The organism is Pradoshia sp. TA40_28 (assembly GCF_059694525.1).
This window is the reverse complement of record NZ_JCATZO010000023.1, coordinates 1-14,416: the sequence shown is the minus strand read 5'-3', so window position 1 is coordinate 14,416 and position 14,416 is coordinate 1. Positions and strand designations below refer to the sequence as shown.

Genomic DNA, 14,416 nt, shown 5'->3' with positions numbered 1-14,416 from the left:
CTATTCAATAAATGAATAAAGCTTGTGCAACAAAAACGAATGAAACTGTAATAGCAAATGGTAGGCTAAGTATAGCACAGTGCTTGAGTTATCCCTAATTTAAAATAGCTTATTAGAGGAAACGATTGTATAAGTCACTAATCTGCTTAAATCCTTACTCTACATTTAATAGCCTTACAATAAAATAGAGTGCTCAATTAGTGATCGTAATTTAACTAAAATAAAAAGGATTGAATCCACTATAGGATTCAATCCTTCTAACTATTAATAATAAGTTATTCAACGACTACCGTTCCTTTGTGAGGAGTATCTTCGCTAGAAGTACCAAGATATACAGTGTATTCGCCAGGTTTCACCACAAAATTGTGTTTGTAGTAGTCCCATACACCCATTGGATGGTTCGTAGCTGTTGGATCAATCGTGATAGTAACTTCACGTGACTCATTAGGCTCTAAGTAAACTTTTTGGAACCCAACAAGACGCTTAGGAGGCTGTCCTTGGACAGGAATACCTAGATATACTTGAACAACCTCAGCTCCAGCAACTTTTCCTGTGTTGGTTACGGTCACTTTTACCATGATAGGGGATTTGCCATCTGTTTGTGATGGTGTTACTGAGAATCCGGAAAGCTCGAAGGATGTGTAGGATAGACCGAATCCAAACGGGAATAATGGCTTAATTCCTTGGGACTGGAACCAACGGTAGCCCATGTTTAGGCCCTCAGAATATCGGATAACCGGGAAGCCATTGCCTTCATCTGTACCAGGATAGCGCTCAGGTCTGCCTGCATATAAAAGATCACCCTCAGATGCTGCGTATGTGGTAGGAACTTTACCGGATGGATTTACAACGCCAAAAAGTAAATCGGCAACGACGTGGCCATCTTCAGTACCTTGGTTCCATGCCTCAAGAACGGCTTTAGCCTTGGAGATCCATGGCATCATAACAGGGCTGCTGTCTTTCATGACTACAACCGTTTGTGGATTGATATCCAATAGTTCGTCGATCATACGATTCTGATCATTTAGCATGTTTGGACTAGGTAAATCAAAACCTTCGGAGGCAACCAAGCCAGCCATTAGAATAACCATATCAGCTTTAGCAGCGGCTTCTTTCGCTTCTTCAAGGTTTGAAAGATCTTTAGCGACAGTAACCTTGCTGACTGATGTATTCGAACCAAGACCTTTAAGGACATTTTGCATCCCTTCTACCGGTGGTACCGTGTATAGCGGAGTAACCTTTGAAGAACCACCCCCACCATTGCACGCATCATCAACGTACTCAGATTGACCAATGATTACGATGGAGTCATAAGCTTTTGGGTCAAGTGGCAGCATTTCGCCTTCATTTTTCAGAAGAACAGCTGTCTGGGAACCGATTTTGCGAGATCTAGCACCATGACCTTTCGCATCAATCTCACCAGGATTGTAAGGGCGCTCGAATTGATTAAAACGGAACATTTGCGTATAGCGGCGAACCAATGCACGGTCAACCGTTTCAATTTCGAGACTTGTATCTTGAAGGGCATTCTTGACATTTGTCTCGTTCAACCATTTAGCATCTGGCATCTCATGGTCCATACCAGCGTTCAATGAAGCGGCTGCAGAACGGCAAGACCAGAAGTCAGATTGAACATATCCTTGGAAGCCCCACTCGTCACGGAGTATATCGTTGAGGAGATATCGGCTTTCAGTTGCATATACACCACGAACGCGGTTGTAGGCACTCATCATTGCCGCGATATCCCCGTCTTTAACTAGCATTTCGAACGGCAGCAGGTAAAGCTCACGCAATACGTGCTCATCCAACTCAACACTTGTGCGGAAGCGCTCGTATTCCTGGTCGTTAACAGCATAATGCTTACCCATGGCGATAACATCATGGTCTTGAATGGCTTTCGTCACCTCGACGCCCATCACACCTGATAGGTATGGGTCTTCTGAAAAGTATTCAAAGTTACGTCCGGCAATCGGTGTTCTGTGTAAGCAAACACCTGGTCCTTCAAGAACATGCTGACCAAGCGTAGCCGTTTCTGAACCAATGATATCTCCATACTCACGAGCCAGTTCTGGATCAAAGCCTGCCGCAAGCCCAATCGTCATTGGCAAAGCTGTAGCAGGCGGGCTTGGATGTCCATCGCCCATACCTACGCCTACAGGGCCGTTGGTAATACGAAAACGCGGGATTCCTAACTCATCAATACCTTTTACATGGCGCTGTACTTGGATTTGGGCCATAAGTCGATCTTGTTCCTCTGGGCTCATGGCATTCATTTCATCCATAGATGGCATGTCATAAATATTGATTGTCTTCATTGCACCGTGAAGTTGGGCAATTTTTTGCTCCAAAGTCATAGCTGCTACGAGTTTTTCAGCACGCTCCCGTGGTGACAATGATTTGTCCATCCATGGGAATCGTCCATTCTTTTCTGTATCAGTATTATGTTGATTATTCATGTTGAACTCTCCTAACACAATATTTTTATAAATATAAAAGTATTATTTCTAATACTTTCACCTTATAGACATAAATCGCTTACATATTTAAGATATCCGGATCATTTTCAAATTTAATAGAATATCACAAGTGTAGAAAATGAGATTCCCTTTTACTTTGAAAAATTCTTTTATGATGGTCTTACTGTATAAATTATATATATTTTTTTCATCCCATTACTCGTACTATTTTTGTTTTATTAGTAGAAATTTTGAGTACTATGAGAGTAATTAAGGGTTTTGATTACGGGTAAAATACTGACAGAGAAAATATATAATATACTATAACGATGTCTTAGTTTAACCTGCATTTTAAAACTAGTAAGCTGTTGTTTTTAAGCTTACTAGTTTTATTTTTCTTGATTTTATTAAGCATTCTATATAGTATAAGTATCATCTTATATAAGTGATTGATTATATATTGGAGGTAAGTATGAATACGATTGATCAAATGGCTCAACAGTTAAAAGCTGTCAGTGATCCGAATCGCTTAAGATTATTGGCTTGCTTGAAACAGGGGGAGGTCTGTGTCTGTGATTTTGTGGATGTTCTTCAAATTTCACAACCTGCTGTCAGCCAACAAGTGAAGAAATTAAAAGATGCAGGGATCATTCTCGAAAGAAAAAAGGGAACATGGAAACATTTCCGTCTTAATGAAATTCAACAACCATATATTCAGTCTATTATTGATCAATTAGAGCCAATTCATGTGAAATGTTGTTCATCAGATTGTTAAATCAACAAAGAGCGGGGGAGAAAAAGATGACAGAAAAAAGTGTGACGAAAAGGCTGTCTTTTTTGGATCGATATTTAACGGTATGGATTTTTGCAGCCATGGCAGTCGGAATCTTGATTGCGCTGTTGGTACCTAATTTTAAAATAATGTTAGATACAATGTCCGTAGGGACGACATCTATTCCGATTGCTATCGGATTGATTGTGATGATGTATCCGCCACTTGCAAAAGTAAAGTATGAAGAGATGTGGCGGGTGTTTAAGGATTGGAAAGTATTATTGCTATCCTTGTTTCAAAACTGGTTGCTCGGTCCTGTTTTAATGTTCTTCTTAGCAATCATCTTTTTAAATGATTATCCCGAATATATGGCAGGCCTGATTATGATTGGCCTCGCACGTTGTATAGCTATGGTTATTGTATGGAATGACCTGGCGCGTGGAGATCGTGAGTATGTAGCTGGGCTTGTCGCTTTTAACTCCGTTTTTCAGATTTTATTTTATTCGGCATTTGCCTACTTTTTCTTAAATGTTTTGCCGGGCGTATTTGGTTTGGAGAATCTTACTGTAGTCATCTCGATGTGGGAAGTTACGAAAAGCGTTCTAATTTATTTAGGTATTCCTTTTATAGCAGGCATAATGACGCGTTTTATTGGCTTAAAATTAAAGGGAGAAAAGTGGTATCAGGAGTCATTTTTGCCTAAAATCTCTCCTCTTACACTGATTGCCTTGTTGTTTACGATTGTGATGATGTTCTCCTTAAAAGGAGATAAAATCGTTGAGCTTCCATTGGATGCGATTCGGATTGCTATTCCATTACTGATTTATTTCTTGATCATGTTTGCCGTATCCTTTTATGCTTCAAGAAAAGCAGGAGCATCCTATCCTGTAACGGCATCCTTATCTTTTACCGCTGCAAGCAATAATTTTGAGTTGGCGATTGCGGTTGCGGTTGCTGTATTTGGAATTAACAGTGGGGTAGCCTTCGCAGCTGTTATTGGTCCTCTCGTTGAAGTCCCTGTATTGATTGCGCTTGTAAATGTAGCTCTACGTTGGGAAAAGAAATATTTCCGTACGAACAAGATATAAATCACGTCTTAATAAATGTTTAATCAGGAGGGAATTTCTCGTGACAAAGAAAAAAACAATCTATTTTTTATGTACAGGCAACTCTTGCCGCAGCCAGATGGCGGAAGGATGGGCAAAGGAAATATTACCTGACTGGAACGTCAAAAGCGCTGGACTTGAAGCACATGGCTTAAATTCAAATGCAGTGAAAGCGATGAAGGAAGTAAATATAGACATAACCAATCACACATCAGATGTGATTGATCCGGATATTTTAAATCATGCAGATTTAGTCGTAACATTATGCGGCCATGCAGATGAACATTGCCCAGCAACACCGCCAAACGTGAAACGAGTTCATTGGGGATTTGATGATCCAGCGAAAGCAGAAGGAAGCGAGGAGGAAAAATGGGCATTTTTCCAAAGGGTGCGCGATGAGATAAGAAATCGAATAGATTCGTTTGCGAAAACTGGTGATTAAGTCTGTTAATTAAATAAAGGTAAATAATGAAAAAAGCTAATCACTCTGTAAAATTGAGGACAAGATAGTATAACTTTTTATTGTCATAACAGTACATTGTCTTTAATGTCCAACAATAAATAGAAATTTGGTACATTGCTTATTTATAGTGGTGTACTTTTTTATTTATTAGACCCCTAAATGACCTCATTTACCACAACAACAATACTACAACATTTCTTTATTTTACATATTTTTCAAGTTGTAGTAATATAGGAACAAACATTCCTAACTCAAATTCAAATGGGAGGTGTTTTTTTGAAGGAATATACAGTAAAAGAGGTTTCTGAACTCTTAGGTAAACACGAAGAAACAATCAAGCGGTGGATACGATCAGGTAAATTTCCGAATTCATATAGGAATAGTGATAAAGAAGGTTGGAGAATTATCGAATCGGATCTATTAGAACTAAATAAGAGTCTCCCTCCACATAAAAACGAACAACAAGTTGATACAATAGAATCTGACGCTGATGAGACAAATTTAGTTAGATTAGCTTATCAAACTGTCACTCTTACAACTCCAACAGACGAAATGTTATCTTTGCTTTCTATTGTTGGTATAAAACGCACCTTAGAAATCCTCCTTATAATGCAACAATCCACATCCAAAATTAAAAATCCTGACGGTTTTATAAAAAAAGCAGTTCGAGAGAATTGGAGTCCCACTTCTGTCCCTGCAAAGTTTCCAAAAGAGCAAAATAAAAGAATTTATGATTTAACACAACAAGACAATAGTAATGCTACAAATTCTTATAATAAACCTAATGAGAAAAAGGTGCCTTTCTATATTTATAATTGGCTTGAATAAGCCATTAATAAAGTTTAAGAACCTAATGGTGGGTGATTTTTTGAAGAACTATCAATATTACTATTGTCCAGAAGGAATTGAAAGTCGTTACGAATTATTAGTCTTTAATCGTGAATCAAAGCCCTTCCTACCTTTGACTGAATATTATCACGATTGTTTAGGAAGATTAGATAAAAGCTCAGCTCTTTCTTATTTGAAATGCCTTCTACCGTTTTTTAGTTGGTTAGACAACTACAGTAACTACCAAGGGAAACGGGTTAAGTGGGATGACCATCCGGGAGCTGTAAGAGAGGCGGTTGAAGGCTATCTTATGAATGAGATGGATTGCAAAGTTCGTGAAAAGGATACCTTTAGGTTCGTTAATAAAACTAGCAAAAGCCCTAATACAGTAAACCGTTTTCTTTCAGCACTGAAATCATTCTATAGATCTATTATTAGATTGCAGCAATATAATCATTCAAATCCTTTGATAGATTATTATGCGATTCTGAATGAATATAAAATTCAAACCAATAGTATTAGAAAGGATAAGCCTCGTATGCCATCTGAAGCTGGAACGGAAGAGACTATTCTGCATAGAAGACTAACTGATTCCTATTTTAAGCTAATTAATGAAGAATGGCAGCCCGAAGTTATTGATGACCCCTATCTACCTTTTCAGGTCTATCAAGCAGGGAAACAAGTAAATTGGACTTTAAGAGAAGTAGTTATTGTTCGTATGCTTTTTGAAACAGGAGCAAGAGCATCTGAGGTTATCGAATTAACTATAGGAGACTATCGTTCGCGTAGAAGTTTTCAAGAAACCAATACCTTTAACAAAGGAAGTCACGGCAAAAGAGTGAAATTTCTTCGATTTAGCAAGGATACTGTAAAGTTACTAATGCAATACATAAATAAAGAGCGTGTTAAATATGACGGGTTACAACGTACGATGGATTCGTTGCCGGATGATGCTCCAATATTCCTTACTAAATTAGGAACACCCTTCTCTTATGAAGCTTGGTATTATCATTGGAGCAGAGCTATGAAAAAATGTGAAATTAAATTAAATCCGCATAAGATACGGCACTGGTTTGTAACCACAAGGTTACGAGAGATATATAATACTTCCAAAACAGAGGCCGAAATTAGACAAAGGACAGACGAACTTATTAAGTATATGAAATGGAGAAATATTGATACCATAAGGGTTTATGAGCATTATTTTGATGAAGAAAATCATCGTAAAGCTCACGATCAAATGTTAAAAAATATGGAGGAGTCGGAAAAAGATTATTTTGAGCAAAAAAAGTACCGTAATAAGAAAAAGTCTACTTTAACAGTCGCAAAAAGTAGCAATACTGTTGAATTGAGTCCTGAACTACAAGACTTTTTAAATGGATTGGAGTAATTATGCTGAATATATCAACCGTTAAACCAAAATCTCCTTTTTACGAGCATTTATTAAATAAAGTCGATGAACAACTTTTGTATTTTCGTGATCCAAGAAACGTTTATATACTAGACAAAATGGATGAATCGTATTTGAAATATTATAGAAGAAATATTTTAGACACACCTTGGGCCAATCATTTATATCTAGCTATGATGGTTAGTTGTGAACGAAAGATGGATGTTAACTCGATTATTTTATTGCTCCGAGTCCTTAACCCACGCTTCAAGGATTTGTTCCATTATTTTAAGTTGACTAAGTGGGAAGAATTTGATATTGAAACACATATTTATCAATATTTTAAGGGCGATATTTACAAACAACATTCTAATAATATGAGAAGTTCGTTACTAGCCAAGTATAGCAATATCTCCCACTCCACAACAAAATGGGTTATAGCAAATGTACCCATTCAACAACAAGAATATTTTAAACGATTTATTTTACCAATTGCTTCATACGGTTCCAAGGATTTTTCTTTTTCTAAAGAAGCGAAAGAACAAGCACAAAGCACTCGTAAAAATGAAACAGACGCTATAGTACCTTTTCTCCCTCGAATTCGAGCAGAAGGGAATTTTCGTTGGAATCAAATAACGCGACTAAGGCAAGCATATTTGAAAGCCTGTGAGCAAGCAAAAAACAATAATGTGGAGTTGCCAATAGATTTCAAATATGACGAACCTAATCGAATTGGCGAACGGTTTTATTTCAGATTGTGGGACAAACCGTCATTCGTATTAAATCACCAAGAACAATATAAGGATAAAGCTATTAAAGAAGCAATAAATCGTAAAAATACCTATTCCGATAATAAAAATCATTACTTTGTTGAATTTATTAAAGCCGAACGATTTGGAGGTGACGAGGACAAAGAAGAAGCTGAAGGACTCTGGTTTACTGAGCTTTTTGAATATAGAGTTATTGGACAATGGCCTCAAAATACCTCTGAAGAGGAAATTAAACTAAAGCGTGAATTACTGAATACGTGGGGTTACGGTGAAAAAGGGGTAAATAGTAATCCAGTACCTTTTTACAGCCAACATAAAGGAATGCTCACAATGAGCAATTTTGTTTCAAAACATAGAGATAAAGCTGAAGGGATTTTGTTCGATGTGGAGCCATTATATGTAGCAGCAACCATTGGTTTGTTGGCGTTAGATATAGCTACTACAACCGGTGCTAGATTAAATGAATTAATGCAAATCAGCAACACTAAAGAATGTATCAAGATTGTAAATCTTGATACGAAAGTACGCTTTTCTTTTTATGCTGTCCCTAAAGGTAGTGACAAGTTAGAACCATTTTATATTAGCAAACAGACGTTACAGTTATTAAATTCAGTTGGTTTGATGTTAAAAACTCATTATGGTACCGAAAAAATTCCAAGCGTTAAATATCGTGGTGAGCGAAAACATCTATTTCCCGATGCTAGGCCTTATTTTTTTCAGTATAACAATAAAGCATTACAAGAAGAGACCATTTGGTCAACTCTTCGCTTTTTATTGCACGGTCAACATTTTGTAACCCAAGAAGGTAAACCTGTTATAGTGAAAACACACCTATTTCGTCACGCTTTTGCGACTGAAGCTGTTCAACGACAAAACATACCAATAGACATTGTTGCTAATATATTACATCAACGGGATTTAAATGTAACTGGTTATTATTCTGAACCTACACCAAGCCAAATATCACAATCAGTAAGTGATTTACACGATATTATCTCTGACTATGTAGATATTGATGAAGCTGTATTACGAGATCCTGCTCAGCTTGAAGAAGAGCTTCAGGAATATAAAAAAACGGTCGGAGTATTTAATAATGTTATCGGTGGAACGTGTATAACAAATATGGTATGCCCACACAAAATGGCGTGTCTAGGATGCCAGGCAAAAATACCGGAACCCGAGAAAAAACACGAATTATTAGAGGTTATTGAATTATCGAGAGATATGGAAAAACGATTTAGTGCTATGGATTTACCAATTGAAGTGAAGAAAGCAAAGTCGATGCGAAAACACGCACTTACTGAATTAGAAGAAATAGATTTAATTGAAAAGTATAGGGAGGAACAAGAATATGAGCCAGACATTCAATTCAAAAAATGAACCTGTATGGCTTAAAGATAGCTATCATAGGCGAAGCAACCGTTCATTAGATCTGGGAAAACAATCTATCGACCAATTGATTAAGAATGGTGTTCCTGTCACTTATACAACAATAGCTGGACAATCTAAGGAAATTGACCCCGAGGGCAAAGGAATCCATCCTAACACTATCCGTACAAACGAGGAGTTATATGAGTATTACAAGCAACATAGCAAAACTCATAAACAAAAAAAGAATAGAAAGAATACCTTCAATACTTCTCTAGTCATTGAAGGTATTGAGTTTCATAAAATAAAGCCCAACCGCAATATTAATAATTTGAAAAGGAAGTATATGAAATTAAATAAGGAAGAACTTGTACAACGGTTGATTCTGGCGGAAGAGTATATTGCAGAAAATAATAAGCTATGGGTGAAAAGTTACTTCGAATCATTTAAATAAGAGTGCTGTCCAAAAAGGTACTTATCCATTTTACTATGGATGAAAGAATTATCACTTTAAGAAATAAAAATCTATTCATTTTCTCTTTTGTTAGAGCAAGTGAATATTTAATATTTTTATGTTCGTGTATCATTGTTTTTCTAATTTTTATTAGAGATACAAAGTTATCAATATTAAAGACTTCTGTATTTCCTGAGAGTGGTTGGTAAGGAGGATGATTATGGGAAATAAATGTTATTTCTCATTTTTATCGCTCTTTTAAATTCCGGAGAGTCTTTAACCTGTTTTAATTCTGAACTAAGTTGCGGAGTAATTAAGTGTAATTTGTAAAAACCCAAAAATATCAAATATTTAAGTTATATTATCGTGTATTAAACCGTGTTATAATGGTAACATATTCCAATAAGGAGTGTTCAAATGACACATACACAATATAAGGTTATTTATGTTTCTCTTGCCCTCCTGAATTTTATTTTAATGTTTGCCTTTGACACCTTATTTTTTACCCTCTTCTTCTTCATTTTCGTTGGTTTATTTATAAATACTAATTTGAAACAAGGTAATGAAGATATTAAGCGGAAAATAGGATCACTTCCTATTGCAATAAACAGACATAATTTTAAAGCAGATGATCAGTATTTAAGCGACGATTTCTTAAAGGGATTAGCTATAAATTACGATAATGAACAAATAGCTTTATTTAGTAGAGAAAAACCACAAGATGAATTCACCTTCAAACAACTCCCATTCTCTTCTATTATTGGTTCGGAAATTAGAGAAGATAATGTATCGGTCACTCAAGCATCAAAAGGTTCTGTAGTAGCCGGTTCCTTAATTGGCGGAGCGATGGCTGGTAGTACGGGAGCATTAATTGGTGGACTATCTGGTAAGAAAACTTCTTCTGACAAAACACATAAACTAACCCTCCTTCTCACAATTGATGATTATTCAGATCCTTATATAGAAATTAATTTTATAAATAATCCATTAGGAACACCAAAACTCTCCCCTCTTTTCGATGAAACAAGAAAACAAATTACCAAATGGCACAAAACATTTAGCTTGATGATACAAAAGAAACAAAACAATATGAATTATTGAGGATGTGTCTATTTAATTGGCTCTGTTCGCAGAGATTGTTGCTCTAGATGCGTTATCTTCTTTAACTAAAGGGGCAGGTTAGTTGCAGAGAGCAAGTATGCATTATTAAGATGTGAATGAATAAATGAATAACAAAGATATGAAAAAATGACTCTTTGGGCTTTAAATTTTGAAAGCTAAACATCACCAGTTTTTTAGGATTGGCGGACTCCGTTAATCCAGATTATGGTATAATCAATTAACAATATATGGATAGGGAGTGGGGTAGGTTAATTGATTAAATACATAAAACCATTTTTTGTTTTTGAATGGATCACGATACTAGGAGCATCAACAGTCGCTTACATACGTTGGGATTTTCCGCTTTATATTTGTATAGGAATCGTTTTATTAGGTGCGATTCTTACTTTATTCTTTTCTAAACGATCAATTAATAACAATTCAAGTCAATAATGTGTAAACGAGGCAATTTAGTCATTATTTAATATTGTATAATTTGTATATATTTAAAAAGGTCAATCTTTAACTAAAGTAATTGTTTTCATAAAGTGGCGATTGCGAAATAAAAGCAATCGTTTTTTTACTAAAGGGGCAGGTTTGTTTAAGAAGAATAAGCTATATTTATGGTGAAATACGGGTAAGAAATTGCCAAGATTGGAGAATAAAAGTTTGAATGGGGGGCTGAACTTGAAAGATGGTCAAAATAAAAAAAATGGACTAGGCTCGATTTCTCTATTGCTATTTATGTTTGGGATACTATTTTCTTTTTCTTGGAAAAACAGAGAGGCTTTTGGAGATGCCATATTAAGGTTCTTAGGGTTAAGCCCTTGGTCAAACGGCGATACGGGAACACATTATACTGTCATTTATTCACTTTTCTTCTTTATACCCGCATTAATACTGGGTCATAAACACAAAAGTAACTTTGGAGCCAAATTGGGGAGAAATTTGTCTTTAATTATGATTATCCCAATATTATTATTAGTGTTTAGTGCAATAGTTTCATACCGCTAAAGGGTGCAGTTGCAGAGGAAACATCATTTTTCCTTCTTAAAGTAAAAGGGGCGTTGATCCAAGCAGGATTAATGCCCTTTTATGTTGAACTCCTTATTGAAGAAACGGGGCAGGTTAGTTAAATAAGAAACCGGATCTCCTCAAGAAGGAATCTCTTTACCAGTAGAGAATTTTTAATAATGATTCTTAGTTTATATAGTTGTCATAGGAAGCTATTTTTATTATTCAATAAGGAGATAAAAAGATGCAAATAGGGATCATAACAGATATTCACGGTAATGCACCGGCATTGAGAGCTGTTCTTAACGAGTTTGATAAAACAATAGGTGTTGATCATATTTACTGCTTAGGCGATATGATTGGCATCGGTCCGGATTCAAATGAAGTATTGGATATGCTGTTTTCACGGAATGATATTTCAATGATTGCGGGTAACCACGATGAGGCAATAATATCTTTGGCCACCGGCCAAGAATATCCAGAAAGTCATTCTCACGTAAGGGAACATCATCAATGGATTCTGGATAGAATTGATAAGGCATATTTGCCGAAGTTATTCAGTTTACCACGTTTGATTGAAAAAAACTTTGATGGAACCCAAATGCTATTCATACATTATCAAATTAGTAAGAATAAAATGAGTGAGCCAATTAGTAAAAATCCGTTTAGTTCTATCGTGGAGCCCTCTCTCGAAAACCTTCAAAAATTATTTAATGACAGGAATGATGATGTAATCTGTTTTGGTCATCATCACCCCCTCCACTATTTTAAAGGGAACAACAGAGTTTTCCTGAATCCAGGTTCCCTCGGCTGTAACAATAAATCTACAGCACCTTATGCAGTTATTACCTTATTAGGCGAGAAGGTTGAAATAAACCTTGCTGAAGCAAAGTATGACAATACCGATTTCTTGGAGTCTTACCATAAGCTGAAAGTACCGAATCGAGATATTGTTTTAAAGGTTTTCCACGGTAATCAAATTTAGTCTACGAATTAGTTTGTTCTACTAATGGGGCAGGTTAGCGGAAGAAGGATATTAGAATATTGATAAAGAGTAAGTTAAAAGGAATTATTTTAATATGTAATATTCTTGAAATTAAGGGGTGTAAAGGGTCTATGAAATTGGAAACTATACGTTTATATCTACAACCATTTAACAAAGATGATGCATTTAGACTTCAGGAGTTAGCAAATAATGAGGAGTTAGCAAGCATTCTTGGTCTTCCACATCCTTATAAAATAGAATATGCAGAGGATTGGATTGCAACTCAACCAGAACTAATTAGCAATGGTGTTGAATATCCATTAACAATAGCATCTAAAGAATCAAAAGAAATTATAGGCACCATAACAATAAGAGTGGATAAAAATAATAATAAAGGCGAGCTTGGTTATTGGATAGGTAGAGATTACTGGGGAAATGGGTTTGCAACAGAAGCTGTAAAAAGGATTATCCATTTTGGTTTTGATGAACTTAAGTTGAATAAAATTTGGGCAGCAGCTATCTCCAGAAATAAAGCTTCTATAACCATTTTAGAAAAGTGCGGATTACAGAAAGAGGGTACACTAAGGCAGAATAGACTATTGTTAAATAAGTATGAAGATGTGGATGTGTATGGACTCTTGCAAGTAGAATATAAGAACAATATATAATAACTATATTTTGACCAAGAGGCAATATTTTTGTTATGAAGGAATAGTAAGGTGGATTGTGAATTTATGTATTTAAATTAACGTGGGCATTGATCTTAGAAGGATTAATGCCTTTTTTTGTTAAATTTCTTATAGAAGAAAAGGGGCAGATTAGTTGCATAAGAGTTTTAGATGACGGAAAATTTAAACAATATCTAAAAATAGTTATTGGAGGAATTTTATGAAATTTATACTTATATTTGGCCCTCAAGCTGTTGGTAAAATGACAGTAGGACAGGAATTAGCAAAGATAACTGAATTAAAGCTCTTTCATAATCATATGACCATTGAATTATTAGAACCGTTTTTCGGATTTAGTAGTGAAATGTGGAGATTATCAAATCTATTTCGAATTGAATTATTCAAGTCAGTATCAGTAAGTGATTTGGATGGTTTAATATTCACTTATGTATGGGCATTTGACCAACAAGAAGATTGGGATTATGTAGATAATATTTGTAAAATTTTCGAGTCGAAAGGTGCGACTATTTATTTTGTTGAGTTAGAAGCTGAACTTAACGAAAGACTGGAACGAAATAAAAGCCCTCACAGACTTGAACACAAACCTACCAAAAGAAATATCGAAAAGTCCGAAATTGAATTAAAGAATACAATGGAAAAGTATAGATTAAACTCCTACGAAGGTGAAATAAAAAAAGAAAATTACATAAGAATCAATAATACCAATTTAAATGCGATGGAATCAGCAAAATTAATAAAAGAAAGATTTAATTTATAAGAATATCGTATAAGGAGCGTTGATTCAAGAAGGATTAACGCTTTTATCAAGGATCTTATTGGACAAACGGGGCAGGTTAGCGGAATAAGAAATTTTCTGAAACTTCAAAGTATTATCCATCGTATATAATTAATAACAGGAAATACCAGGAAAGGGGGTTTTATGTTGCAGTTGCTTTTAAAGGGATTATATAGAGGGTCTATCTCATTTGGTATCTTACTAATAATTTCACTGTCGTATAAGTTGCAAGGGCAATCAGATGA

At 35.5% G+C, this 14,416-nt stretch carries 14 protein-coding genes; 13 read left to right on the top strand and 1 reads right to left on the bottom strand.

Annotated features, from left to right (window positions below; translation table 11 throughout):
- Positions 1-275: 275 nt before the first annotated feature.
- Positions 276-2,456, bottom strand: coding sequence for a beta-glucosidase family protein (locus AC58NB_RS17270; protein WP_497428037.1), 2,181 nt, complete (start codon positions 2,454-2,456; stop codon positions 276-278).
- A 472-nt stretch (positions 2,457-2,928) separates the two neighbouring features.
- On the opposite strand from AC58NB_RS17270, the gene AC58NB_RS17265 reads away from it, so the two are divergent.
- The 13 genes from AC58NB_RS17265 to AC58NB_RS17205 all read left to right on the top strand — a co-directional run bounded on the left by AC58NB_RS17265 (position 2,929) and on the right by AC58NB_RS17205 (position 14,153).
- Positions 2,929-3,231: an ArsR/SmtB family transcription factor gene (locus AC58NB_RS17265; RefSeq protein WP_497428036.1), complete on the top strand. Its 303-nt coding sequence runs from the start codon at positions 2,929-2,931 to the stop codon at positions 3,229-3,231.
- Positions 3,232-3,257: 26 nt separating this feature from the next.
- Positions 3,258-4,316, top strand: coding sequence for an ACR3 family arsenite efflux transporter (arsB, locus tag AC58NB_RS17260; RefSeq protein WP_497428035.1), 1,059 nt, complete (start codon positions 3,258-3,260; stop codon positions 4,314-4,316).
- A 40-nt stretch (positions 4,317-4,356) separates the two neighbouring features.
- Entirely contained in the window at positions 4,357-4,776 is a 420-nt protein-coding gene (gene arsC, locus AC58NB_RS17255) for an arsenate reductase (thioredoxin) (RefSeq protein WP_497428034.1), read from the top strand.
- A gap of 297 nt (positions 4,777-5,073) precedes the next feature.
- A complete protein-coding gene (locus AC58NB_RS17250; protein WP_497428033.1) occupies positions 5,074-5,625 on the top strand; it encodes a helix-turn-helix domain-containing protein in 552 nt (183 codons plus the stop codon).
- Positions 5,626-5,665: 40 nt separating this feature from the next.
- Positions 5,666-7,015 carry a tyrosine-type recombinase/integrase gene (locus tag AC58NB_RS17245; protein WP_497428032.1) on the top strand — a complete coding sequence of 450 codons (1,350 nt, stop codon included), beginning with the start codon at positions 5,666-5,668 and terminating at the stop codon, positions 7,013-7,015.
- 2 nt (positions 7,016-7,017) lie between these two features.
- Positions 7,018-9,165: a site-specific integrase gene (locus AC58NB_RS17240; RefSeq protein WP_497428031.1), complete on the top strand. Its 2,148-nt coding sequence runs from the start codon at positions 7,018-7,020 to the stop codon at positions 9,163-9,165.
- A complete protein-coding gene (locus AC58NB_RS17235) occupies positions 9,137-9,607 on the top strand; it encodes a hypothetical protein (protein WP_497428030.1) in 471 nt (156 codons plus the stop codon). Before AC58NB_RS17240 ends, AC58NB_RS17235 begins: the two co-directional genes overlap by 29 nt.
- A 417-nt stretch (positions 9,608-10,024) precedes the next feature.
- Entirely contained in the window at positions 10,025-10,708 is a 684-nt protein-coding gene (locus tag AC58NB_RS17230; RefSeq protein ID WP_497428029.1) for a hypothetical protein, read from the top strand.
- 273 nt (positions 10,709-10,981) lie between these two features.
- Complete coding sequence (locus AC58NB_RS17225) at positions 10,982-11,161, top strand: hypothetical protein (protein WP_497428028.1); 180 nt, start codon at positions 10,982-10,984, stop codon at positions 11,159-11,161.
- 234 nt (positions 11,162-11,395) lie between these two features.
- The gene (locus tag AC58NB_RS17220; RefSeq protein WP_497428027.1) at positions 11,396-11,722 is read left to right on the top strand and encodes a hypothetical protein; all 327 of its coding nucleotides are present in this window, start codon (positions 11,396-11,398) and stop codon (positions 11,720-11,722) included.
- 244 nt (positions 11,723-11,966) lie between these two features.
- Complete coding sequence (locus AC58NB_RS17215) at positions 11,967-12,707, top strand: metallophosphoesterase family protein (protein WP_497428026.1); 741 nt, start codon at positions 11,967-11,969, stop codon at positions 12,705-12,707.
- Positions 12,708-12,838: 131 nt separating this feature from the next.
- A complete protein-coding gene (locus AC58NB_RS17210; RefSeq protein WP_497428025.1) occupies positions 12,839-13,375 on the top strand; it encodes a GNAT family N-acetyltransferase in 537 nt (178 codons plus the stop codon).
- 220 nt (positions 13,376-13,595) lie between these two features.
- On the top strand, positions 13,596-14,153 hold the full coding sequence (locus AC58NB_RS17205; protein WP_497428024.1) for an AAA family ATPase: 558 nt from the start codon (positions 13,596-13,598) through the stop codon (positions 14,151-14,153).
- Positions 14,154-14,416: the final 263 nt, after the last annotated feature.